Source organism: Cyanobium sp. PCC 7001 (genome assembly GCF_000155635.1).
Taxonomy (GTDB): domain Bacteria; phylum Cyanobacteriota; class Cyanobacteriia; order PCC-6307; family Cyanobiaceae; genus NIES-981.
In genome coordinates, this window is record NZ_DS990556.1 from 1,880,001 (window position 1) to 1,901,815 (window position 21,815).

At 68.6% G+C, this 21,815-nt stretch carries 22 protein-coding genes and 1 tRNA gene; 13 read left to right on the plus strand and 10 right to left on the minus strand.

The features are described from left to right. Window positions 1-45: 45 nt before the first annotated feature. Together CPCC7001_RS09300 and CPCC7001_RS09305 are read left to right on the plus strand one after the other, a co-directional pair. Complete coding sequence (locus CPCC7001_RS09300) at window positions 46-783, plus strand: glutaredoxin family protein (protein ID WP_043368885.1); 738 nt, start codon at window positions 46-48, stop codon at window positions 781-783. After that, on the plus strand, window positions 780-2,315 hold the full coding sequence (locus CPCC7001_RS09305; protein WP_043368887.1) for a multicopper oxidase family protein: 1,536 nt from the start codon (window positions 780-782) through the stop codon (window positions 2,313-2,315). Before CPCC7001_RS09300 ends, CPCC7001_RS09305 begins: the two co-directional genes overlap by 4 nt. A 99-nt stretch (window positions 2,316-2,414) precedes the next feature. On the opposite strand, the gene CPCC7001_RS09310 is transcribed toward CPCC7001_RS09305, so the two are convergent. The 3 genes from CPCC7001_RS09310 to CPCC7001_RS09320 all read right to left on the minus strand — a co-directional run bounded on the left by CPCC7001_RS09310 (window position 2,415) and on the right by CPCC7001_RS09320 (window position 3,451). After that, on the minus strand, window positions 2,415-2,792 hold the full coding sequence (locus CPCC7001_RS09310; RefSeq protein ID WP_225867219.1) for a MerR family DNA-binding protein: 378 nt from the start codon (window positions 2,790-2,792) through the stop codon (window positions 2,415-2,417). A 250-nt stretch (window positions 2,793-3,042) separates the two neighbouring features. Beyond that, window positions 3,043-3,222: a hypothetical protein gene (locus CPCC7001_RS09315; protein ID WP_006909057.1), complete on the minus strand. Its 180-nt coding sequence runs from the start codon at window positions 3,220-3,222 to the stop codon at window positions 3,043-3,045. 157 nt (window positions 3,223-3,379) lie between these two features. Beyond that, a tRNA-Val gene (locus CPCC7001_RS09320) sits at window positions 3,380-3,451 on the minus strand. On the opposite strand from CPCC7001_RS09320, the gene CPCC7001_RS09325 reads away from it, so the two are divergent. From CPCC7001_RS09325 to mazG, 3 genes are read left to right on the plus strand one after another with little or no spacing between them, the layout of a single operon-like run. Then, the gene (locus tag CPCC7001_RS09325) at window positions 3,452-4,486 is read left to right on the plus strand and encodes a lysophospholipid acyltransferase family protein (protein ID WP_006911082.1); all 1,035 of its coding nucleotides are present in this window, start codon (window positions 3,452-3,454) and stop codon (window positions 4,484-4,486) included. It begins immediately after the preceding tRNA gene. Continuing rightward, window positions 4,486-5,025 (plus strand): metal-binding protein, encoded by a 540-nt coding sequence (locus CPCC7001_RS09330; RefSeq protein ID WP_006911521.1) that lies wholly within the window; start codon window positions 4,486-4,488, stop codon window positions 5,023-5,025. Before CPCC7001_RS09325 ends, CPCC7001_RS09330 begins: the two co-directional genes overlap by 1 nt. 37 nt (window positions 5,026-5,062) lie before the next feature. Beyond that, entirely contained in the window at window positions 5,063-5,998 is a 936-nt protein-coding gene (mazG, locus tag CPCC7001_RS09335) for a nucleoside triphosphate pyrophosphohydrolase (RefSeq protein WP_006911385.1), read from the plus strand. On the opposite strand, the gene arfB is transcribed toward mazG, so the two are convergent. After that, window positions 5,995-6,447: an alternative ribosome rescue aminoacyl-tRNA hydrolase ArfB gene (arfB, locus tag CPCC7001_RS09340; protein ID WP_006910162.1), complete on the minus strand. Its 453-nt coding sequence runs from the start codon at window positions 6,445-6,447 to the stop codon at window positions 5,995-5,997. The genes mazG and arfB overlap by 4 nt on opposite strands. 107 nt (window positions 6,448-6,554) lie before the next feature. Here arfB and speE point away from each other — a divergent pair, with 107 nt between their 5' ends. After that, a complete protein-coding gene (gene speE / locus CPCC7001_RS09345; protein ID WP_006910866.1) occupies window positions 6,555-7,421 on the plus strand; it encodes a polyamine aminopropyltransferase in 867 nt (288 codons plus the stop codon). Between the two features lie 11 nt (window positions 7,422-7,432). Continuing rightward, the gene (gene speB, locus CPCC7001_RS09350) at window positions 7,433-8,299 is read left to right on the plus strand and encodes an agmatinase (protein WP_006911048.1); all 867 of its coding nucleotides are present in this window, start codon (window positions 7,433-7,435) and stop codon (window positions 8,297-8,299) included. Here speB and CPCC7001_RS09355 read toward each other — a convergent pair. Further along, the gene (locus tag CPCC7001_RS09355) at window positions 8,293-8,703 is read right to left on the minus strand and encodes a cyclic nucleotide-binding domain-containing protein (protein ID WP_006910299.1); all 411 of its coding nucleotides are present in this window, start codon (window positions 8,701-8,703) and stop codon (window positions 8,293-8,295) included. The two genes, speB and CPCC7001_RS09355, sit on opposite strands and share 7 nt — an antisense overlap. Before the next feature lie 100 nt (window positions 8,704-8,803). Further along, a complete protein-coding gene (locus CPCC7001_RS09360) occupies window positions 8,804-9,076 on the minus strand; it encodes a hypothetical protein (RefSeq protein ID WP_006910685.1) in 273 nt (90 codons plus the stop codon). A 193-nt stretch (window positions 9,077-9,269) separates the two neighbouring features. On the opposite strand from CPCC7001_RS09360, the gene gcvT reads away from it, so the two are divergent. Continuing rightward, window positions 9,270-10,376 carry a glycine cleavage system aminomethyltransferase GcvT gene (gcvT, locus tag CPCC7001_RS09365; RefSeq protein ID WP_006909617.1) on the plus strand — a complete coding sequence of 369 codons (1,107 nt, stop codon included), beginning with the start codon at window positions 9,270-9,272 and terminating at the stop codon, window positions 10,374-10,376. On the opposite strand, the gene CPCC7001_RS09370 is transcribed toward gcvT, so the two are convergent. Then, complete coding sequence (locus CPCC7001_RS09370) at window positions 10,373-10,594, minus strand: hypothetical protein (RefSeq protein ID WP_043368892.1); 222 nt, start codon at window positions 10,592-10,594, stop codon at window positions 10,373-10,375. The two genes, gcvT and CPCC7001_RS09370, sit on opposite strands and share 4 nt — an antisense overlap. Before the next feature lie 119 nt (window positions 10,595-10,713). Between CPCC7001_RS09370 and aspS the strand changes: the two genes are divergently transcribed. From aspS to CPCC7001_RS09390, 4 genes are all read left to right on the plus strand, one after another. Continuing rightward, window positions 10,714-12,534 carry an aspartate--tRNA ligase gene (gene aspS, locus CPCC7001_RS09375; RefSeq protein ID WP_006911721.1) on the plus strand — a complete coding sequence of 607 codons (1,821 nt, stop codon included), beginning with the start codon at window positions 10,714-10,716 and terminating at the stop codon, window positions 12,532-12,534. A gap of 112 nt (window positions 12,535-12,646) precedes the next feature. Further along, window positions 12,647-13,630: an RNA polymerase sigma factor, RpoD/SigA family gene (locus CPCC7001_RS09380; protein ID WP_006909802.1), complete on the plus strand. Its 984-nt coding sequence runs from the start codon at window positions 12,647-12,649 to the stop codon at window positions 13,628-13,630. A gap of 51 nt (window positions 13,631-13,681) precedes the next feature. Next, the gene (locus CPCC7001_RS09385) at window positions 13,682-14,167 is read left to right on the plus strand and encodes a Dps family protein (protein ID WP_006910803.1); all 486 of its coding nucleotides are present in this window, start codon (window positions 13,682-13,684) and stop codon (window positions 14,165-14,167) included. 95 nt (window positions 14,168-14,262) lie between these two features. Further along, the gene (locus CPCC7001_RS09390) at window positions 14,263-15,942 is read left to right on the plus strand and encodes a CTP synthase (RefSeq protein ID WP_006911229.1); all 1,680 of its coding nucleotides are present in this window, start codon (window positions 14,263-14,265) and stop codon (window positions 15,940-15,942) included. Window positions 15,943-16,005: 63 nt separating this feature from the next. Here CPCC7001_RS09390 and CPCC7001_RS09395 read toward each other — a convergent pair whose 3' ends face one another. Genes CPCC7001_RS09395 through CPCC7001_RS09405 form a run of 3 tightly spaced genes read right to left on the minus strand, consistent with a single transcriptional unit; the run spans window position 16,006 to window position 20,931 of the window. After that, window positions 16,006-17,172, minus strand: a complete 1,167-nt coding sequence (locus tag CPCC7001_RS09395; RefSeq protein WP_006909675.1) for an HlyD family secretion protein — start codon at window positions 17,170-17,172, stop codon at window positions 16,006-16,008. Between the two features lies 1 nt (window position 17,173). Next, a complete protein-coding gene (locus tag CPCC7001_RS09400; protein WP_006909182.1) occupies window positions 17,174-20,122 on the minus strand; it encodes a peptidase domain-containing ABC transporter in 2,949 nt (982 codons plus the stop codon). After that, window positions 20,122-20,931, minus strand: a complete 810-nt coding sequence (locus tag CPCC7001_RS09405; RefSeq protein ID WP_050757101.1) for a peptidylprolyl isomerase — start codon at window positions 20,929-20,931, stop codon at window positions 20,122-20,124. The genes CPCC7001_RS09400 and CPCC7001_RS09405 overlap by 1 nt, the downstream gene beginning before the upstream one ends. Before the next feature lie 251 nt (window positions 20,932-21,182). Here CPCC7001_RS09405 and CPCC7001_RS09410 point away from each other — a divergent pair, with 251 nt between their 5' ends. After that, window positions 21,183-21,812 carry a 7-carboxy-7-deazaguanine synthase QueE gene (locus CPCC7001_RS09410; protein ID WP_006910605.1) on the plus strand — a complete coding sequence of 210 codons (630 nt, stop codon included), beginning with the start codon at window positions 21,183-21,185 and terminating at the stop codon, window positions 21,810-21,812. Window positions 21,813-21,815 lie beyond the last annotated feature (3 nt).

Sequence of the window (21,815 nt, forward strand, 5' to 3'; positions counted from 1 at the left end):
CTGGAGACTGCAGGCTTGGGTGATGGCCCCCGCCCCTCGCCGCCGATGGCATCGCCTCCCCTCCATCACGTGCGGCTTTACCGCATGGACCTGCCCGATCACACCTGTCCCTGGGGGCTGAAGGCGGTGAGACTTCTCGAGGAGCGGCAGATCCCCTTCGAGGACCACCCACTTCGCAGCGACGAGGAGGTGGACGCCTTCAAGGCCGCCCATGGGGTGGCCACCACGCCCCAGGTGTACGCGGACCAGGAGCGCATCGGCGGCTACAGCGAGCTGGCGAGGCGGCTGGGGACCCGGCCGGAAGCCGCCGACGTGTCCTACATCCCGGTGATCGCCGTGTTCGCCACCGCGGCGCTGATGGCTCTGGCGCTGGCAGGCGGTTTCAACGGCTTCATGGGGATCGCCATCTGTCTTCTGGCGATGCTGAAGCTGATGGATGTGGAGGCTTTCGCTGCCAGCTTCCGCAAGTACGACCTGCTCAGCCAGCGCTGGAGCAGCTGGGCCCGCCTGTACCCCGGAGTGGAACTGCTGGTGGGCCTCGGCATCCTGCTGCGGCCGGAACTCCTGGTGGCGGCACGGCTGTTGGGCGCCACGGCCGTGGTGCTCGGGGGCATGGGCATGGTGTCCGTGGGCAAGGCCGTGTTCATCGACCGTCTGGCCCTGAACTGCGCCTGCGTGGGGGGCAACAGCCGCACGCCCCTCGGCGTGGTGAGCTTTGCCGAGAACCTGATCATGGGCGTGATGGGCACCCTGATGCTGGTGGCTGGACGGGTCGCCCTTTGACACACTCATTCGGCCGGCGATCGTTCCTCAGCCTCGCGGCCGGTGGCACGGCCGCCGCCGCAGGCGCTGTGCTGCTGGGACGCGCCGCCACGCTTGGGCCTCACCACCCCCTCCACGCCGCGGGCGCCTCCCCCATCCGGTCGGTCGGGGGGCGCCTGGAGCTGGATCTGGTGGCCCAGGAGACGGCCGTCTGCATCGCCGATGGCCCGGCAAAGGCGCTCACCTACAACGGGCTGCTCCCCGGCCCGCTGCTCGAGCTGGAGCCGGGCGACGCGGTGCGGATCCGGCTGCACAACCGCCTGTCGCAGCCCACCAACCTCCATTACCACGGCCTGCACGTGCCGCCAGGCGGCAACGCCGACAACGTGTTTCTGAGCGTGGCGCCCGGGGCCAGCCACACCTACGACTTCCGCCTGCCGGCCGACCATCCGGCCGGCACCTTCTACTACCACCCCCACCGCCACGGCACGGTGGCCGATCAGGTGTTCGGCGGCCTGGGCGGGGTGCTGATCGTGCGAGGTCCCCTCGATCGCATCCCCGAAGTGGCGGCCGCCCGGGAGCAGGTGCTGTTCCTCAAGGATCTGCCCGCCGCCGGGGCGTTGGGCGGGCGGGGCATGGGCATGGGCATGGGCATGGGCATGGGCATGGGGAGGATGCTGGGACGGGAGGGTCCGGTGCTCACCGTCAACGGCCAGGTGACTCCGGAGCTACAGCTGCCCGCCGGTGGCCTGCTGCGGCTGCGGATCGTGAACGGCTCCAATGCCCGCTTCTGGCGTCTGGCCCTGGAGGAGCACAGCTTTCACCTGATCGCCACCGACGCCGGCGCTCTGGCGGCGCCGGTGGAGCTCCAGGAGCTGTTGCTGGTGCCCGGCGAGCGTGCCGAGGTGCTGGTGCAGGCCCGCCGCTCCGGCGGGCGCTTCCGCCTGCTGAACCTTCCCTACAGCCGTGCAGCTGGAGGCATGGGCAGGGGGATGGGGATGGGAAGGGTGGCAGGCCGCAGGGGGATGGGCCGAGGCAGCGGCGGCGGGGAACCCGACGGACCTGGCCCATGGCCGAACGCTCCCCAGACGATCGCCACCCTCACCTACGCAGGGGCGGTGGAGGCCCTGCCCCTGCCGCAGCGTCTGCTGCCGGTGGAGCCGCTGCCGGAGCCGGTGCGCACGCGCCGCTTCCTGCTCAACCACGCCATGGCACCGGGCCGGGGCATGGTGTTTCTGATCAACGGCAGGCCTTACGACCACCACCGCACCGACACCACGGTGCGACTCGGGGACACCGAGGACTGGGAGCTGGTGAACGACGGCGTGATGGATCACCCCTTCCACGTGCACATCAATCCCGTGCAGGTGATCAGCCGCGACGGACGGCCCGAGCCCTACCGCGCCTGGCGGGACGTGGTGGCAGTGCGCGCGGGGGAAACGGTGCGCATCCGCACGCGCTTCTCCGACTACCCCGGACGCACGGTGTACCACTGCCACATCCTCGACCACGAGGAACTGGGCATGATGGGCACGCTGCAGATCGAGGCCTGAAGCCGCGCGAACCGGAACAGGCTCCCTCAGGCGCCACCAGGCTCTCCCCCGCGTCTTCGCCTGGTCACAGCTGAACCCCGCCAGGCCGGAACCCCGGGGTCACCGGGCGGCCGCGTCGTGTGATGGCACAAGCCCGCTCCTGCCGCCGCAGGATTGCCAGTGCTCCAGCAGGCTGGTGAGGTCGTCCCGCAGGGTGTGGAGGTCCTCTATGCGCCGCTGTATGTCACCGATCTTGGCGCGGATGGTGGCCTGAAGGTTCTCGCAGGTGCACAGGCCGGAACGCCTGGCCTCCAGCACGGTGCGGATGGTGTCCAGGGGGATGTCCAAGGCCCGCAGGGTTCGGATCAGGGAGAGGTCCTTGTCCACGGCCTCATCGAACAGCCGATAACGGCCTGCCGTGCGGGAGACGGGCAGGAGCAGCCCCTGATCGCAAGAGAAGCGGATCGTCTTCACCGACACGCCGGAGCGCGCGGCCACCACGCCGATCTGCTGGGGGGGGAAGCGACTGCCGCCACCATCGCTTGACTCTCCATCAGGGGGAGACTCGATCCTAGGGGCGCTGTGCTTCTCTGCCGATGCAACGACTGCTCTCGCTCGCTGCCGCCGTGGCGCTCCTGCCCCTGGGCCAGGGGCGCAAGGCCTGGTCCCCGCAGGCCCCCGTGTACCCGGTCGTAGCTGCCCCCTGGGGGTGATCCCGACGCCATGGTGCACAGGAGCCCTGCCAGCCTCAGGCGATGCGGATGATGGGCACCACCCCCACCACGGACACCCGGGTGGCGTGGTTCCCCGAGGAGATGATCCAGCACCACCGCGGCGCCCTGGAGATGCCCACGGCGCCCTGGCGACATGCAGCACTCCCACCATCCGGCGGCTGCTCCAGGCCGGTGGCCTCAACAAACCGGAGCACGGCCGGTTCGATCCTCTATTCCGGTTCAGAGGCCCGCCCTCTGTCGCCGGCCATCGCCCGAGCCCACCTGCAGGCTGGTGCGAATGCCATTCTCAAAGTCGCTGGGCTGCCGAACCTTGCCGTGGCACATCCGCACCAGCCCAGGATCTGTCCGCGATGCGCGATGCCGGGTTCGAACCAGCGACATCCTGCTTGTAAGGCAGGCGCTCTACCGCTGAGCTAATCGCGCGTGAGGCCGACGCTACCGCAACCGATCCGTCAGGCCGGGACGCCGCAGCCGCAGTCGCGGCTGCGGCGCAGACGTGCTCGCCCCAGCCGGCTTCTGCGCCTGCGCTGGCGCGGCGAGTCCCTGGCGCTGCGGCTGCTGCTGGCCCTGCTGCGCGGCCGCTCCCACGGCACCATGCGGCGCGGCATCCGCCTGGCCAGCCGGCTGGCGGCGCCGGCCCTGGCCCAGCGCATGGCCACGGCATGCGCCAACCTTGAGCGGGTGTACGGCGACCAGCTCAGCCCGGCCCAGCGGCGTCAGCTGGCCGGCGAGTCGCTGCAGAGCTTCTTCCTCTCCTGCCTGGAATCGATCATCCAGCCGGTGGAACCGCAGCGGATCACGGCCGAAGGGGAGGGGCTGGCCGCCCTGATGGCCATGCACCGGCGCGGGGAGGCCCTGATCGTGGGCTCGCTGCATCTGGGCTGCTGGGATCTGGGCCTGCGCTGGCTGAGCGAGCGGCTGCCCAACCTGGCCGTGATCTACCGCCCTGCCCACAACCCCCACGCCGACGCCCTGCTGAATGCGGCCCGCAGCGCCAACAGCCACTGCCGCTGGATCTCCCAGTTCGATGCCCGCGGCATCCTGCAGAGCCTGCGCGACGGCTGCGGCCTGGTGGTGATGACCGATCTCTACAGCCACCGCAATGCGCTCATGGTGGATTTCCTGGGACTCCGCACCCGCTTCGCCTCCGGGCCGGTGGCGCTCTCGCAGAAGACGGGCGCGCCCCTGTTTCCAGTGGCCCACGTGCGCGGCGACGACGGCCGCTTCCGCCTGATCTGCGGCGCGCCCCTGCAGCCGGGACAGGGCCCGGAAGCCCTGGCGGCCCAGGCCTCGGCCGTGGCCCGCTGGCACGAGCGCTGGATCCAGGCCTATGCCGAGCAGTACTACTGGATCAACCGCCGCTGGCGCCCCGGCGACGGCAGCGGTGAGCGTCTGCGGCCGATCGGGCCGCCGGCCTCCCGAGCCCTGGCGCGGAACCGGGGGCGAGGGCGGCGCTGATGGCCAGCGGTCGCCGGCATGACCGGGCCACCTGGCGGCTGTCGCTGCCCTTCGCCCTGCTCTGGGGGCCCGGCCTGGGGCCGGCCGGCATGGCGGTGGCGGGTCTCAGCTTTCTGGCCGGTGGCCTGCTGCTCTCCCCCGACCTCGACACCCGCTCCAACGCCACCCGCCGCTGGGGCCCCCTGCGGCTGCTGTGGTGGCCCTACCGCAAGGGGCTGTCGCACCGCTCGCTGCTGTCGCACAGCCCGCTGCTGGGAACCGCCGGCCGGCTGGGCTACCTGCTGCTGCTCTGCCTGGCGCTGGCCGCGCTGCTGGCGCCCCTGGGCGGGCCGGCTCCGGCGACGCTGCTGAGCGCAGGGGCCCGGCTCTGGCGTGAGCACCGGCCCCTGGTGATCGCCGCGCTGGTGGGCCTGGAGGCGAGCAGCTGGCTGCACCTGCTCCAGGATGGCGATCCGATGCCGCGGCTGCCCCGGCTGCTGCGCCGCCGCGCCTCACGCCGCCCAGAGCATCGCCCTGTGCGCCGCCGCCCGCCCCTCTGAGGCCGGTTCCCATCCCATGGCCCACGCCCGCTGATCCATGCCCCCTGATCCGCCTGGCTCGTCCCTCCCCGACCCCAGCCTCGGCGCCCCCCCGGACGCCACCCTCGAGGCCCTGGCCGAGCTGATCGCGGTGGTGCACCGGCTGCGCGACCCCGTGAGCGGCTGCCCCTGGGATCTGGAGCAGACCCACGCCTCCCTGGTGCCCTACGTGCTGGAGGAGGCCCATGAGGTGGCGGATGCCATCCGCCATGGCGACGACCGCCACCTGGCCGAGGAACTGGGCGATCTGCTGCTGCAGGTCGTGCTGCATGCCCGCATCGCCGGCGAGGAGGGCCGCTTCGATCTGGAGGCCATCGCCCGGGGCATCAGCGCCAAGCTGATGCGGCGCCATCCGCACGTGTTTGGCCCGCCTGGCCAGGCCGCTGCGATGGCCGACAGCGCGGCCGTGAAGGCCAGCTGGGAGGCGATCAAGGCCGAGGAGCGCCGCCAGGCCGCCGCCGCAGGATCGGGTGCCCCCCCCTCAGCGAGCCCCCTCAGCGACCGGCTGGCGGGCAAGGTGCGCGGCCAGCCCGCCCTGTCCGGTGCCATGACCATCTCCAGGAAAGCCGCCGCAGCCGGCTTCGAATGGGACGATCTCGGCGGCGTGTGGGAGAAGGTGCACGAGGAGCTCGATGAGCTCAAGGAGGCCGTGGCCAGCGGCGATCGGGCCCATGCCCAGGAGGAACTGGGCGACGTGCTGTTCACCCTGGTGAACGTGGCCCGCTGGTGCGGCATGGATCCCGAAGCGGGCCTGGCCGGCACCAACCGCCGCTTCCTCGACCGCTTCTCCCGGGTGGAGGCGGCCCTGGGAGGCGATCTCAGCGGCCGCAGCCTGCGGGAACTGGAGGGCCTGTGGCAGGCGGCCAAGGCGGCGATCCGGGCCGAAGCGAACCCTGCGCCAGGCAGCACAGCAGCCGCCGAGGGTGTGCCCTAGTCGTCGGCGAGCCTGTCGCGGGAGGCCCGCCGGGCCTTGATGGCGCTGCGCCGCTTCTTGGCGGTGAGCCGCCGCTCCACCGCTCCCCGGCTGGGTCGGGTGGCACGCCGCGGCAGCGGCGGCGGTTGCAGCGCCTCCTGCAGCAGGGCCACCAGCCGCCGCTGGGCCGCCACCCGGTTGCGCCACTGGGAGCGGTGTTCACTGGCCGCCACCACTACGGATCCATCCACCAGCCTTGGCTCCAGCCGCCGCAGGGCGCGGGCGCGCCGCCCGGGAGGAAACGCCTCGGAGGCCGCCAGATCGAACACCAGCTCCACCCGCGAGTCGGTGGTGTTCACGTTCTGACCGCCGGGGCCGGAGGAGCGGGAGAAGCGCCAGTGCAGTTCCGCCGCCGGGATCAGCACGGCCGGCGACACGCGCAGATCACCGCTGGGCAGGGCGCTGGCCATGGCCTGAGCCTGCCACGGGCGCCGGCGCGGGCGCAGGCCCGGGCCCGGTGGGGCGAGACCCCGGCTGTGCAAGCGTACGCAGAGCGCTCCCGGGCCCCCGCTCCGCCATGGCTCCCTCCCCAGGCTGGCCCACCGAAGGCTGGATCGACGAGATCCACGACGGCGTTCGCTATGGCCTGGCCGGCCGGGTGATCGCCGAAACCGACTCGCCGTTCCAGAAGGTCACCATCATCGAGAGCGAGCGCTATGGCAAGGGCCTGCTGCTCGACGGCTGCTGGATGACAGCGGAGCGCCAGGAGCGCCACTACCACGAGGCCCTGGTGCATCCGGCCCTCTGCGGCGCCGACCGCATCGAGCGGGTGCTGGTGATCGGCGGCGGCGACGGCGGCACCGCCCGTGAGTGCCTGCGCCACGCCGGCGTGCGGCATCTGGACATGGTGGAGATCGACGGGCAGGTGGTGGCCTGGAGCCAGAAGCACCTGCCCGCCATCGGGGGCGGGTGCTGGGGGGATCCCCGCTTCCATCTCACCGTGGGCAACGGCATCGCCTGGGCCGCCGACGCCGCGGCGGCCAGCTACGACGTGGTGATCGTGGACGGCTCGGATCCGGCCGGACCCGCCGAAGGTCTGTTCAACCGCGCCTTCTTCGAGCACTGCCGCCGCATCCTGCGGCCAGGCGGAGTCTTCGCCACCCAGAGCGAATCGCCGGAGGCCTTCCGCGAGGTGCACCTGGCCATGGTGCGCCTGCTGCGGGAGGTGTTCGGCCACGCCGATCCGCTGTACGGCTGGGTGCCGATGTACCCGAGCGGCTGGTGGAGCTGGACCTTCGCCGCCACCGACGGCCGCCGGTATCTGCGGCCCGATCCCACCCGAGCCGGGGCCGTGGTGGAGGGCTGTGAGATCTGGAGCCCCCGCTGGCAGCGGGGCGCCTTCGAGGCGGTGCCGGTGGCGATCGAGCGGGCCCTCGCGGGCTGACACTGGCGGGTATGCAGCACCCATCCCTCTTCGACACCGACGGCGCCATCTACATGGCCAGCCGCCGCGACCCCGCCGGCTGCCGCGTGGGCCTGTTCGGCGTGCCCTACGACGGCACCACCTCGTTCCGGCCGGGCACCCGCTTCGGGCCGGCGGCGATCCGTGAGGTGAGCAGCGGCCTGGAAACCTATTGCCCCCAGCTGGATCGGGATCTGGAGGATCTGGCCTTCGCCGATCTCGGCGCGGTGGACATCCCCTTCGGTGCCCCCGAGCCGGTGGTGGCCGCCGTGAAGCGGGCCACGCAAGCGGTGCTTGGCCTGGGGCTGAAGCCGCTCATGCTGGGGGGCGAGCACTCGATCAGCTCCGGCGCCGTGGCCGCCGTGGCCGCCCGGCACCCGGACCTGGTGCTGGTGCAGCTGGATGCCCACGCCGACCTGCGCCACACGTGGCTCGGCGCCCACCACAGCCACGCCTGCGCCATGCGCCGCTGCCTGGAGGTGCTGCCCAGCCAGCGGTTGCTGCAGATCGCGATCCGCAGCGGCACCCGCGAGGAGTTCTCAGAGCTGCGCAGCAGTGGGCGCCTGGTGGCGATCGCCCGGATGGCCGAGGCACTGCGTCCCCTGCGGGGCCAGCCGCTCTATCTCACCGTGGACCTCGACTGGTTCGACCCCGCCGTGATGGCCGGCACCGGCACGCCGGAACCGGGAGGCTTCCACTGGCACCACTTCGCGGCCCTGGTGGATGAGCTGCGCCACCACGAACTGGTGGCGGCCGACGTGGTGGAACTGGCACCCCAGCTCGACCCCAGTGGCGTCAGCAGCGTGCTGGCCGCCAAGGTGGTGCGCAGCCTGCTGCTGTTGCTGGGGGGCACTCAGTAGCAGCAGGTGCCGCTGGTGCGCTGCTCCCGCAGCCGCTCATGCTGCTGGCCGATCAGCTGCACCGCCAGGGTGGGGTGGTTGTGGAGCAGGTTGAGGAAACGCAGGCGGTCCAGCCGCAGCACCTCCACGGGCGTGCGGGCCAGGGCATCGCTGCGGTGGATCCCATCGCCCCACACGATGTCCTGATAGCTGAACATCTCCCCGGGGCGGTAGCAGAGCTTCTCCTGGGACGGTCCCAGCACTTCCACGATGCCGCGACGCAATCCATAGATCGAATCGGCCGGAGCACCGACGCTGAACACCCTGGCGCCGGTGGGCAGGATCACCACTTCGCAGTCCCCATGGGCCGCCATCAGATCGATCGGAGCGGTGGGGGCAGTGGAGCCGGCGGCCGAGCTGATCAACGGGTCACCTCCGGGGTGTCCGAACTGTCTTTCCCTGATACCACCTTGCCTGGAATCCGGAAAGTGTCAGCCGCAGCACGGTGGATCGGGGACGTGCCGATCAGAACTGCGGCAGCAGAGCTTCGAGGGTGAGCTGGCGGCTGCCCCCACGGGGACCGCCGTCACCGCCAGGGCGCGACTGCAGGGGCAGGCGCGGCGCACCACCACCGCCACCGCCATGGGCCTCGGCAGGCATGCCTGGCTCCGGGCCGGGGCTCAGGGGCAGCCGCGGGGACCGGGCCGTCCAGTGGTGGCACCACAATTCGGAGGAGAGCTCCGGATGGATCGCCAGGCGGCGGAGATGGCACCAGCCCGACTCACCTGCCTGGGGCATCGCACAGTGGCGGCAACTGCGGCAGCTGGGGCAGTATCCCATCCAGGCGCTCTCTGGGGCGCTCAAGCTAGGGAGCGGTGGTCGGTCTGTCTGGCGTGGAAACCGAATCTCCGGATTGTCTTCGGAGGTCTGCAGAGGATCTGTGCAACCGCCGCAACGGCGGCCATAACCTCGGGAACCCGCTTCCACGCCCTTGGATCTGCAGCGCACGCCCCTCCATGGGGCCATCCAGGCGGCAGGGGCCCGCCTCGTGCCCTTCGCCGGCTGGGAGATGCCCGTGCAGTTCGCGGGCCTGGTGGCCGAACACCAGGCGGTGCGCCAGCGCTGCGGCGTGTTCGACATCTCCCACATGGGGGTGCTCACCCTGCGCGGCGACGGCGCCAAGGACGCCCTCCAGGGCCTGGTGCCCACCGACCTGTTCAGGATCGGCCCGGGCGAGGCCTGCTACACGGTGCTGCTCAACGAGAAGGGCGGCATCCGCGACGATCTGATCGTCTATGACCGCGGACGCCAGGCCGATGCCGGCGGTGGGGTGTGCGATGAGCTGGTGCTGGTGATCAACGCCGCCTGCGCCGACACGGACACCGCCTGGATCTGCGGCCAGCTCGAACCCCAGGGGATCGGCGTCAGCGACCGCAAGGGCGACGGCGTGCTGCTGGCGCTGCAGGGCCCCGAGGCCCAGAGCCGGCTGGAGGCCCTCAGCGGCACCAGCCTCGACGGCCTGCCGCGCTTTGGTCACCGGGAACTGAAGCTGGCCGGCTGCACCGCCTTCGTGGGACGCACGGGCTACACCGGCGAGGACGGCTTCGAGCTGCTGCTGCCCCGCGAGGCCGGGGTCGCCCTCTGGCAGCAACTGGTTGGGGCGGGGGTCACCCCCTGCGGGCTCGGCGCCCGCGACACCCTGCGCCTGGAGGCCGCCATGCACCTCTACGGCCAGGAGATGGATGCCAACACCACCCCCCTGGAAGCGGGCCTGGGCTGGCTGGTGCACCTGGAGATGCCCAAGCCCTTCGTGGGGCGGGAGGTGCTGGAGCGGCAGAGCGCCGAGGGGGTGAGCCGCCGGCTGGTGGGCCTGATGCTTCAGGGCCGTGCCATCGCCCGCCACGGCTATCCGGTGCTGCACGGCGGCAGGGCCGTGGGGGAGGTGACCAGCGGCACCTGGTCGCCCACGCTGGGCGAAGCGATCGCCCTGGCCTACGTGCCCACGGAGGCCGCCCGGATCGGCACCGAGCTGGCCGTGGAGATCCGCGGCAAGGCCGAGCCGGCGGTGGTGGTGAAGCGGCCCTTCTACCGCCGCTAGCCCTCGGCCCCCAGCCGGTCCGCCAGCTGCGACCGCAGGGCCAGGATCCGCTCAGGGTGCCCCTGCACCTGCAGTTCACCGTTGGCTGGCCAGAAGTTGATCGTCTCGCCGGCCTCCAGCCTGTAGACCACGAACGCCCCCTCATCGCTCCAGTGGCCTGGACACTCCAGGGCCGCCACGTGGGCTTTCAACGCATCGAGAGTGCCGGAGAAATGCATGGGGCGGCGAGGCATCGGGCCAACCTCCATGCTGGCCTCCCGACACCGCCACTCGCCAGCGCAGCCCGGACCAAGGCCAGCCGGGTGGGAAAATCGCCGATTGCTCTGGGAATCTCGGCATGCGCAGCCACGGGTGCGGCGACCTGCGTCAGGACGTGACCGGCCAGGAGGTGCAGCTCTGCGGCTGGGTGGACCGGCGGCGGGACCATGGCGGCGTGATCTTCATCGACCTGCGCGATCGCAGCGGCACGGTGCAGATCACCGTGGATCCCGATCTGGGCGCCGATGCCTTCGCCGTGGCCGAGCACCTGCGCAACGAAACGGTGATCCAGGTGACGGGCACCGTGCGCGGGCGCCCGGCCGACGCCATCAACGACAAGCTGGCCACCGGCCACGTGGAGGTGCTGGCCAGTGCCATCGGTGTGCTCAACAGCGTGAAGGGCAACCTGCCCTTCCCCGTGTCGGTGCACGACGAGGAGAACACCCGCGAGGAGCTGCGGCTGCGCCACCGCTACCTGGATCTGCGCCGCGAGCGGATGAACGGCAACCTGCTGCTGCGGGCCCGCACGATCCAGGCCGCCCGCCGCTTCCTCGAAGACCAGGGCTTCATCGAGGTGGAAACGCCGGTGCTCACCCGCTCCACCCCCGAGGGCGCCCGTGACTACCTGGTGCCCAGCCGGGTGTGCGGCGGCGAGTGGTTTGCCCTGCCCCAGTCGCCCCAGCTGTTCAAGCAGCTGCTGATGGTGGGCGGCATCGAGCGCTACTACCAGGTGGCCCGCTGCTTCCGCGACGAGGACCTGCGCGCCGACCGCCAGCCGGAGTTCACCCAGCTGGACATGGAGATGAGCTTCATGGATCAGGAGCAGATCCTGGAGCTCAACGAGGCCCTGATCGCCCACATCTGGAAGGCCGTGAAGGGCGTGGAGCTGCCCCGCCCCTTCCCGCGCCTCACCTGGCAGGAGGCGATGGAGCGCTACGGCACTGACCGGCCCGACACCCGCTACGGCATGGAGCTGGTGACCGTGAGCGATCTGGTGGCGGACATGGGCTTCAAGGTGTTCAGCGGGGCCGTCGCCGCCGGCGGCGCGGTGAAGTGCATCGCCGTACCCGGCGGCAACGACGCGGTGAGCAACGTGCGCATCAAGCCGGGCGGGGATGTGTTCAGCGAAGCCCAGAAGGCCGGCGCCGGCGGCCTGGCCTTCATCCGCGTGCGCGAAGGCGGCGAGATCGACACGATCGGCGCCATCAGGGACAACCTCACAGATGACAAGAAGGCCGAACTGCTGGCCCGCACTGGCGCCGAGGCCGGCACCCTGCTGCTGTTCGGCGCCGGCGACACCGCCACCGTGAACAAGGCGCTGGATCGGGTGCGCCAGTACCTGGCCCGGGAGCTGGGGATGGTGCAGCCCGACAGCGCCAACGATCGCTGGAACTTCCTCTGGGTGGTGGATTTCCCGATGTTCGAGTTCAACGCCGAGGAGAACCGCCTCGAAGCCCTGCACCACCCCTTCTGCGCCCCCAACCCAGGCGACCTCGGCGCCGATCCGGCCGCCTGGGCCGACACCCTGCCCACCGCCCGCGCCCAGGCCTACGACCTGGTGCTCAACGGCCTGGAGCTGGGCGGCGGCTCGCTGCGCATCCACGACTCGGCCCTGCAGCGCCAGGTGCTGCAGACCATCGGCCTGCCGCTGGAGGAGGCCGAGGCCCAGTTCGGGTTCCTGATGGAGGCCCTCGACATGGGCGCACCGCCCCATGGGGGCCTGGCCTTCGGCGTTGATCGGATCGTGATGCTGCTGGCCGGAGAGGAGTCGATCCGCGACACGATCGCCTTCCCAAAAACCCAGCAGGCCCGCTGCCTGATGACCCAGGCGCCCGCCGGCGTGAGTCCGCAGCAGCTCGAGGAGCTCCACGTGGCCAGCACCTGGGTGGAGGAGGCCTGATCGCTAAGGCTCAGCGGCCCGAACCGCGGACACCGAAAACCGAAGCAAAGCGGCCGAATCAGGCCCCTGCGTCGCCCCGATGACAACGGTGGTGACAGTCCGGCTCCAGGTCTTGACCCACGCCCCACCCACCAAAGCTGCCGCCACCGGCCAGGCTGGTGCCTCCAGCGATCCGATCAGGCTCTACCTGCGGGAGATCGGGCGGGTGGATCTGCTGCGCCAGGAGGAGGAGATCCTGCTGGCGCGCCTGGTGCAGGAGCGGGAGGAACTGCTGCGGCAGCGGGGCGATGGCGAACTCACCGCCTGGGCCGGCCGCTGCGGTGTGCCGCCCGCGGACCTGCGCCAGGCCCTGCACCGGGGCCGCCGGGCCAAGGAACGGATGCTGCAGGCCAACCTGCGCCTGGTGGTGGCCGTGGCCAAGAAATACCAGCGCCGGGGACTCGACCTGCTCGATCTGATCCAGGAGGGCACCCTGGGCCTGGAGCGGGCGGTGGAGCGCTATGACCCGCGCCGGGGCTTCCGCTTCAGCACCTACGCCTACTGGTGGATCCGGCAGGGCATCACCCGCGCCCTGGCCAGCCAGAGCCGCACCATCCGCCTGCCGGTGCATGTGACCGAAACCCTCAACCGCATCCGCACCTGTCAGGGCGAGCTCACCCGTGAGCACGGCCGCCAGCCCACCCTGGCGGAACTGGCCAGGGCCGTGGGGCTGGACGAAGCCCGCCTGCGCAGCACCCTCGCCCACATTCCCCGGCCCGTGTCGCTGGAGGGAAGGGTGGGCGCCAACGCCGACACCCCACTGGTGGATCTGCTGGAGGACGACCACGCCACCCCGGAGCAGACCCTCACCCGCCAGCAGCTCCATGCCGATCTGGAGGCGCTGCTGGATGAGCTGAGCGCCCGCGAGGCCACCGTGATCCGGCAGCGCTTCGGGCTGGACGACGACACCCCCCGCACCCTGGCCGAGATCGGTGAACAGCTGCAGTTGTCGCGGGAGCGGGTACGGCAGATCGAATCACGGGCGCTGCTGAAGCTGCGTCAGCCCCAGAACCGCTGCCGCGTGCGCGATTACCTCGACAGCCTGGATCGCCCCTGAGCGCCACCCCACCCCGATGAGCTAAAACGGACTCAGTACGCCTTAGCAAGCATGGCCATCTCCGCCCCCCCGATCGACATCGGCATCCCTGAGGCCCAGCGCCAGCAGATCGCCGAAGGCCTCGGCCGCGTGCTCGCCGACAGCACGGTGCTCTACGCCAAGACCCATGGCTTCCACTGGAACGTCACGGGCCCGATGTTCAACACGCTCCACCTGATGTTCATGGAGCAGTACACCGAGCTCTGGACCGCCCTCGACGAGATCGCCGAGCGCATCCGTGCCCTCGGCTGCCCCGCCCCCTTCGGCGGCAGCACCTACAGCGGTCTCTCCTCCATCCCCGAAACCCACGGCATCCCCGCCGCCATGGAGATGGTGCGCGAGCTGGTTCAGGGCCATGAGGCCGTGGCCCGCACCATCCGCGGCGTGATCGCGCTGGCCGAGGACGCCAACGACCAGCCCACCGCCGACCTGCTCACTCAGCGCCTTCAGATCCACGAGAAGACCGCCTGGATGCTGCGCAGCCTCCTGGAGGACTGAGCGCCCCCGGCACCCTCCCCGACACCCTCCCCGGCATCCCCGGTACAGGGTGAACGGATCGCCCTCGGTAGATTGAAGGGTCAGCCAGATCCCCCATGCCCTCGAACAGCGCTCCCGCCGGACACGCCACCAAGTTCGTGTTCGTGACCGGGGGCGTGGTGTCGAGCATCGGCAAGGGCATCGTGGCGGCCAGCCTGGGACGGTTGCTCAAGAGCCGCGGCTACAGCGTCTCGATCCTCAAGCTGGACCCCTATCTGAACGTGGATCCGGGCACGATGAGCCCGTTCCAGCACGGTGAGGTGTTCGTCACCGAGGACGGCGCCGAGACCGACCTCGACCTCGGCCACTACGAGCGCTTCACCGACACCGCCATGTCACGCCTGAACAGCGTGACCACCGGCTCGATCTACCAGGCGGTGATCAACAAGGAGCGCCGCGGCGACTACAACGGCGGCACCGTGCAGGTGATCCCCCACATCACCGGCGAGATCCGTGAACGCATCCACCGGGTGGCGGCCAACTCCGGGGCCGATGTGGTGATCGGCGAGATCGGCGGCACCGTGGGGGATATCGAGTCGCTGCCCTTCCTGGAGGCGATCCGGGAATTCCGGGGGGATGTGGGCCGCCAGGACCTGGCCTACGTGCACGTGACCCTGCTGCCCTACATCGGCACCTCGGGGGAACTGAAGACCAAGCCCACCCAGCACTCGGTGAAGGAGCTGCGCTCGATCGGCATCCAGCCCGACGTGCTGGTGTGCCGCAGCGACCGGGAGATCAGCGGCGACCTCAAGGGCAAGATCGGCGGCTTCTGCGGCGTGCCCCAGCGGGCCGTGATCCAGGCCCTCGATGCGGACAGCATCTACGCGGTGCCCCTGGCCATGGAGCAGGAGGGCCTCTGCCGTGAGGTGCTCAGCGTGCTCAACCTTCCTGATCACGACAGCGACATGATGCGCTGGCAGGAGCTGGTGACCAAGCTGCGCCATCCCGGTCCGGCGGTGAAGGTGGCCCTGGTGGGCAAGTACGTGCAGTTGAACGATGCCTACCTCTCGGTGGTGGAGGCCTTGCGCCACGCCTGCCTGGAGCAGGACGCCTCCCTCGATCTGCACTGGATCTGCGCCGAACAGATCGAAACCCTCGGCGCCGACGTGCTGCTGCACGGCATGGATGCAGTGGTGGTGCCGGGTGGCTTCGGCAACCGGGGGGTGGACGGCAAGGTGGAGGCGATCCGCTGGGCCCGCGAGCAGCGGGTGCCCTTCCTGGGGCTCTGCCTCGGCATGCAGTGCGCCGTGATCGAGTGGGCCCGCAACATCGCCGGCCTCGCCGGCGCCACCAGTGCTGAGCTGGACGCCGATTCGCCGCACCCGGTGATTCACCTGCTGCCGGAACAGCAGGACGTGGTGGACCTGGGCGGCACGATGCGCCTGGGGGTCTACCCCTGTCGCCTCACACCGGGAACCCTGGGCCAGCGCCTCTACGGCGAGGAGGTGGTGTATGAGCGGCATCGCCACCGATACGAATTCAACAACGCCTACCGCAACCGCTTCCTCGATTCGGGCTACCGGATCAGCGGTTCATCGCCCGATGGCCGGCTCGTGGAGCTGATCGAACTCGCGGACCATCCCTTCTTCACCGCCTGCCAGTACCACCCGGAATTTCTCTCCAGGCCCGGCAAACCTCACCCCCTGTTCCGGGGTCTGGTGGAGGCGGCCCAGCAGCGGAGGCTTTCCCAGGCTCCCTCCCGCACAACCGATCTGGACTGTGTGACCCACTGCTGAGTCACCGCGGCGCTGCGGAGCCACCTGGGCTCTGGGCTGTCGCCCAGGAGGTGGTCCCCAGGGTCAGAGCCGCTTGAGCGAGTCGGTCTTGCTCTTGAACTCACCGAGAAGCAGCTGAAGGTAAGTCACCTTGCGCAGTTTGATGTTGGCCGTGAGCGACATGCCCACCTGCAGGGGAAGCTGCTGGCCTGACTTAAGTTTGAGCTGCTGGGAATTGAGCTGGATCGTGGCAGGAAAACGATAAGTGGGCTTCTGATCCTCAGGAGGCAGGGCATCAGAGCCGATGGACGACAACGTGCCCTCCACCACGCCGAAGTCCGTGGCCGGGAACGAGTCAATGCTGATATCCACGGGCTTGCCGACGCGCACAAAGCCGATGTCGCTGCTGTCGATCTCAACCTTGGCTTCCAAGGCACTGAACGGCACGATCTTCATCACTGGCTCACTTCCCTGAGCCACAAAGCCGGTACCTGTGGGCTTGAGATCGAACACGATGCCATCAACAGGCGAACGAATATCCTGATACCGGATATTCACCTTCAATTCCGTCAGCTTGCTGCGCAGGTCAGAGAGCTCGCTTTGAAGTTCAGCCACAGACTGTTCAAGGATGGCCTTCTGCCTGAAGCGGTCGACTTGGACCTTTTGAAGTTCGCCTTCGACTTCTCGCACCTGGTTTCTCTGCTGAAGATACTGGAGCTCTGGCACAGCACCCACCTCCTGAAGCGAAGCCAGCCGCTCGAGGATCTGCTTTTCGAGATTCAGATTTCTTGTCAGAACTTGTTGCTCGGTGTCATTCAGGCTGAGATACCGCCGAAGCTCCAACCTCTTGAGTGAGAGCTGCTCTTCCTTGGCCCGGATCGATTCACGAAGGCTGTTGCGCCTGTCAAGGGTGGTTTCATTGTCAAGGCGCAGAAGCACCTCTCCTTTCTTCACCTGCTGACCCTCCTTGACCAGCATGGTGTCCAGCACGCCGCCGACGGGCATCTGGACCGTTTGAACATCGCCAATCGGCTGCAGCTTGCCGGGGGCAATCACCACCTCATCAGTCTTGGCCAGGGCAAGCCATGCCAAGGCAAAACCGGTCGTGCCGATCAGGGTCCAGGTGATGGTGCGCGCCAGGAACCTGGACTGCTGGAGAGCCATGGCCTCCTGGCCGGTCTGGACACGCCGCTCGATGGCGTTCTGGGCGGCCTTGACAATGGAGGAGGAGCGCTTGGAATTGGGCGTCATATCAAACAGCCTCTTGCTGGCGATAAAGAGCGAAGTAACGCTCCTTGCGCTGGATCAGTTCATCATGAGTTCCGCACTCAACAACGGCACCCTCCTGCAACATCACAATGCGATCAGCGCGGCGAATCGTTGACAGGCGGTGGGTGATGAAGAAAACCGTGCAATGGCGAAGGTTCTCCAGAAGATTATTACAGACCTTTCTTTCTGTATCGTAATCGAGGGCGCTTGTGGCCTCATCGAGCACCAGGAGCTTGGGTCGTGAAAGCAGCGTTCTCGCCAGTGCCAGACGCTGGCGCTGTCCGCCGGAGAGGCTGGCCCCCCGTTCTCCGACATTGGCGCTGTACCCACCGGGGAGTTCCATGATGAAGTCGTGAGCACACGCCATTTTGGCGGCCTCCACGATCGCGTCACTGGTGGCGTCGGGGTCGGTGAGGGCGATGTTTTCAGCGACGGAGCCGGAGAACAGCAGCGGCTCCTGAGGCACAATGCCGATCTGCCGCCGCAAGGAATAGAGTTCTACTTTGTCGATATCGTAATTGTCGATCAGAATTTTGCCGTTAGTGGGAGAGTAGAGGCGGGTGAGCAATTTCATCAGTGTGCTCTTTCCACTTCCACTCTGGCCCACCACTCCAACGAATGTTCCGGCAGGAATTTTGAGATTGACTTCTTTGAGCACCAAAGGGGAATCCGGCTCAAAAGCAAAACTCACATCCCTGAACTCAACATCACCAACAATGGGCGGAAGAGGGATTTTCTGCTTGTCAGCTTCGTTGGACTCTTCGGGTGTATCAACAACATCGGCCAGGCGCTCGAATGAAACCTTCAGCTCCTGAATGTTCTGCCAGATGGAGGAAAGCCTGAGCAGGGGTTGGGTCACATAGCCCGAGATGATGCGGAAAGCGATCAGCTGGCCCAGGGTCATCTCGCCCTTCAGCACCAGGCTTGCACCCACCCAAAGCACGAGCAGCTGGGAGAGCTTCTGGAGCACCTGGGAGGTCTCCACCAGTGCCGTGCCGGTGATGGTCTTCTCGAAACTGCGGGAGATATAGCGGGAGTAGAGATCCTGCCACTTCCAGCGGCTGATCATTTCAACGTTCTGTGCCTTCACGGTCTGAATTCCCGTCAGCACCTCCACAAGATGGCTCTGGGTGCGGGCATTTTCATGGGCGGCATCACGGTACTGGCGACGGAAGAGGGGAGCCCCGAGAATCGTCAGCCCCACCTGGATGGGCAGCACACAGAGAGCGATCAGGGAGAGCAGCCAGCTGTAGAGCAACATCACCACGATGTAGATCACGGAGAAGGCGGTATCCAGCAGCGTGGTGAGGGCCTGACCCGTGAGGAATTCCCGGATGTTCTCCAGCTCGGCCACCCGGGTGCCGAGCTCACCCACCGGCCTTCGATCGAAGTAACCGAGCGGGAGCCGCAGCAGATGGTCAATCACCTCGGCCCCAAGGCGCAGATCAATGCGGTTGGTGGTCTCGGTGAACAGGAACGTGCGCAGCGCTCCGATCAGCCCCTCCAGCAGCGTCACCACCACAAGGGCGAACCCGAGCACCTGCAACGTGTCGAGGCTGCGCTGGGCAATCACCTTGTCGATGATCACCTGGATCAGCAGGGGGTTGGCCAGACTGAACAGCTGCACCACGAAGGAGGCCACCAGCACCTGCAGCAACAAGCCGCGGTAGCGCTTCAACGAGGGCCAGAACCAGTTGAAGCTGAAGCGCTGATCGGGAGTCGTGCTGCTGCGTTCCATCAGCAGGAGCTCGATCCCTTCGGGAAAGGCTTCCTCGATCTGGGAGGGCGTGAGCTCCACCCAGCCCTCGCGCGGCGAAGCCAGCACCATGCCGCGGGAATCGGCGGCCCGCACCAGGGCGAATCCGCCTTTCCAGGGCACCATCGACGGCACCTGCAGACGGGTGCCGTCCCTTGCGGGGATCCGCACGCCGCTGACGTGCAGCCCCATCATGGCGGCGATGCTGCCGCACAACTGGAGATCGGGGGTCTGGCCCCTCCGCAGCACGTCCCGCAGGATCTTCTCCACCGAGTCCCGGCGGAACGGCAGTTCGAGCTCGGCCGCCAGCATCTGGAAGCAGGCGAGCGTTTCCTCGAGCGGTCCCTGACCCCGGAGCAGCCGCAGTTCAGCCCGCTGGCGCTGGCCCAGGTCGATGCGGGTCGCCAGAGGCCCGCGCGCGCCCTGGCCGTCCTCCTGCTCGTCGGCGAGTTCGGCCTCGAGAACCTCGGTTCCGATGGAGGGGCCGGATGAGCCCAGCAGGGCCAGCGGCGCCTCGGGCAGGGCGATCAGGCGTGCAGCCAGGGGCGGCCTGGCACTGGGCACACCCTGGCGCGGATCGAGGCGGGCTCCGAGGGGATGGTCGGGCAGATTCTGGCTGGCAGCGAACAGGATCTGGTCGCTGGCGAGGGCTTGCAACGCTGCCGCGGTGGGGGCAACCAGCTGGGCCTCGGCCAGCACCTGGTCCCTCAGCTCCAGCAGGGAAGGGCCAGCCTGAGCCTGCTTCTCCAGGAGCAGAGCCAGCAGGCTGAGCAGTTCAGCCTTGAACAGGTGGGAACCGCACCAGCTGGCGAAGGACTCCTCCCGCTTGAGCAGGTCGAGCACCAGGTGATCGGGCAACGCCAGCGCTTCCACCGCGGTGGCCGCACTCACCTCCTCACAGGGATTGGCCCGGAGCAGGGAGGCCAGACCCACGAGATCACCGGGCCCGAGTTTCTCGGCTGTGCGCAGCTTGCCGCCATCCCGCACCAACAGCCGCGCGGAGCCTGACACCACCATCAGCACCTCGGAAGGGATCAGATGGTCATGACACAGCGGCGCCCCGACATCGAACCGCCTTGCCTCAAGACTCTGCTCGAGCTGGTCGCAGCTGCGCCTGGAAAGGCCGGCGAACGCCGGGTGACTGAACAGAGGAGCGATGTCGTGGGTGGACTGCATCAGACTTCGACCGTCTCGGAGGCGCTTTGCGGGGCGCTGTGGGAGGCGCTGCTTGTGGACGATGGGCCGGCTTCGGAACGGGCGCTGACGCTGGCCGGGGAGGGCGGGGAGGCCAGGGAGGAGAACAACTGGTCCATGCGTGCATCCACCTCCTGCTCGAGCCACTCGTCGAGCATTTCCTGGATCATCGAATTCTCGGCTTCTTCATCGAAACAGGCTGGAATCAGCCTCTCGACACGAACCAGAAGCCACCAGTCACCGATCGGGAAAGGCTCGATCACGTTACCGGGGCTGGCCGTCTGTAGGCGTTCAACGAGGGAAGGATGACCCTGGGACAGGGGCACCGGCCCGACAATGCCACGGGTATCGCGCTCCGGCCCCTCTGCATGGGCAGCGGCAAGCACATCGAAGCTGGCTTCTCCCTCGCTCACCTGGAGATACAGCTCCCGCGCCAGATCCGCATTTTGCGTGCGAAGCAAGCTGTACACAACCTGATCCAGGCTGGACTTGCGGGCCAGGAAGCGAGATTCGGCCTTGGACGAAAAATGTTCGTGGCAGTATTTCCACACTTTCACCGGGTACAGAGCCTGATACTCAATGTCCTGCTCGGAAAGGCAGAAGGACCGCTGGACCTGCTGCAGTTCTTCCTGGCTCGAGATGTCATGGTCCTCGAGGAATTGGGCTTTGGCGGCCTCGGCCTCCTCGGCCTCGACGGGCACATCCGCCAGCACCTCCTCGAGGATCACCTGACGCAGCAGGGGGCGCAGCAGTCCATACCTCGCCAGGCGCTGGAGGTCGGTTCGGTCCATCAATGCATCTCTTCCCGGTGGCGGCTCGGGCTCAGGGCGCCCACGCATGCGCTGCATCCTGGCAAGTCCGTCCAGGCTTGGCATCCGGAAAGGGACGCTTCCTGATTGGGTCCAGGTTGAACAGTTCCGCCAGGGGGTGGAGCGGCCTGGTCTTGTCCCCGGGCCTCTGGGCTCCTACCTACGCTGGAACAGCGATGCAGGAAGGCGTGCAGGGCAGCAGCGCTCAAGGCAGCACCGTTCCCACGGAGTCGATGCCACCCCGGAACCCTGGCGCGCTGCCGGTGGTGGAAGCCTTTCATTCCCTCCAGGGGGAGGGCCTGCACACCGGCCAGAGCGCCTTCTTCATCCGGCTGGCCGGTTGCCGTGTCGGCTGCAGCTGGTGCGACACCAAGCACTCCTGGCCCATGGCCGGCCATGCGGAATGGAGCCTGTCCGGGCTGGCGGACGCAGCCCTGGCAGCCCGCCAGGCCGGTGCGGGCTTCGTGGTGATCACCGGCGGAGAACCGCTTCATCACGATCTCACCGCCCTCTGCGCCCTGCTCCGGTCGCACGGGCTCCGCCTCCATCTGGAGACCAGCGGCGTGGAGCCCCTGCGGGGCCAGGTGGACTGGATCGTGCTGTCTCCCAAACGGCATCAGCCACCCCGGGACGACCTCATCCGCCTCTGCAACGAACTGAAGGTGGTCGTGCACAGCCACGACGACCTGGACTTCGCCCTGGCCATGGCACGCCAGGCCAACGCCTCGGGGAACCATCCGGCGCTGCTGCTGCAGCCGGGCTGGGAGAGCACCGAGGGGCAGCGCCTGGCCCTCGATTTCGTGCGCAGCCATGCCGACTGGCGCCTGAGCCTGCAGAGCCACAAGTGGCTGGCGATCCGCTGAGCC

What these genes read in the sequence shown, in the direction of transcription:
- CPCC7001_RS09300 (WP_043368885.1), top strand. Translation starts at nt 46, where the DNA reads ATGGCATCGCCTCCCCTCCATCACGTGCGGCTTTACCGCATGGACCTG.
- CPCC7001_RS09330 (WP_006911521.1), top strand. Translation starts at nt 4,486, where the DNA reads ATGGCCAGCGGTCGCCGGCATGACCGGGCCACCTGGCGGCTGTCGCTG.
- mazG (WP_006911385.1), top strand. Translation starts at nt 5,063, where the DNA reads ATGCCCCCTGATCCGCCTGGCTCGTCCCTCCCCGACCCCAGCCTCGGC.
- arfB (WP_006910162.1), bottom strand. Translation starts at nt 6,447, where the DNA reads ATGGCCAGCGCCCTGCCCAGCGGTGATCTGCGCGTGTCGCCGGCCGTG.
- speE (WP_006910866.1), top strand. Translation starts at nt 6,555, where the DNA reads ATGGCTCCCTCCCCAGGCTGGCCCACCGAAGGCTGGATCGACGAGATC.
- speB (WP_006911048.1), top strand. Translation starts at nt 7,433, where the DNA reads ATGCAGCACCCATCCCTCTTCGACACCGACGGCGCCATCTACATGGCC.
- CPCC7001_RS09360 (WP_006910685.1), bottom strand. Translation starts at nt 9,076, where the DNA reads ATGCCCCAGGCAGGTGAGTCGGGCTGGTGCCATCTCCGCCGCCTGGCG.
- CPCC7001_RS09370 (WP_043368892.1), bottom strand. Translation starts at nt 10,594, where the DNA reads ATGCATTTCTCCGGCACTCTCGATGCGTTGAAAGCCCACGTGGCGGCC.
- aspS (WP_006911721.1), top strand. Translation starts at nt 10,714, where the DNA reads ATGCGCAGCCACGGGTGCGGCGACCTGCGTCAGGACGTGACCGGCCAG.
- CPCC7001_RS09385 (WP_006910803.1), top strand. Translation starts at nt 13,682, where the DNA reads ATGGCCATCTCCGCCCCCCCGATCGACATCGGCATCCCTGAGGCCCAG.
- CPCC7001_RS09390 (WP_006911229.1), top strand. Translation starts at nt 14,263, where the DNA reads ATGCCCTCGAACAGCGCTCCCGCCGGACACGCCACCAAGTTCGTGTTC.
- CPCC7001_RS09395 (WP_006909675.1), bottom strand. Translation starts at nt 17,172, where the DNA reads ATGACGCCCAATTCCAAGCGCTCCTCCTCCATTGTCAAGGCCGCCCAG.
- CPCC7001_RS09400 (WP_006909182.1), bottom strand. Translation starts at nt 20,122, where the DNA reads ATGCAGTCCACCCACGACATCGCTCCTCTGTTCAGTCACCCGGCGTTC.
- CPCC7001_RS09405 (WP_050757101.1), bottom strand. Translation starts at nt 20,931, where the DNA reads ATGGACCGAACCGACCTCCAGCGCCTGGCGAGGTATGGACTGCTGCGC.
- CPCC7001_RS09410 (WP_006910605.1), top strand. Translation starts at nt 21,183, where the DNA reads ATGCCACCCCGGAACCCTGGCGCGCTGCCGGTGGTGGAAGCCTTTCAT.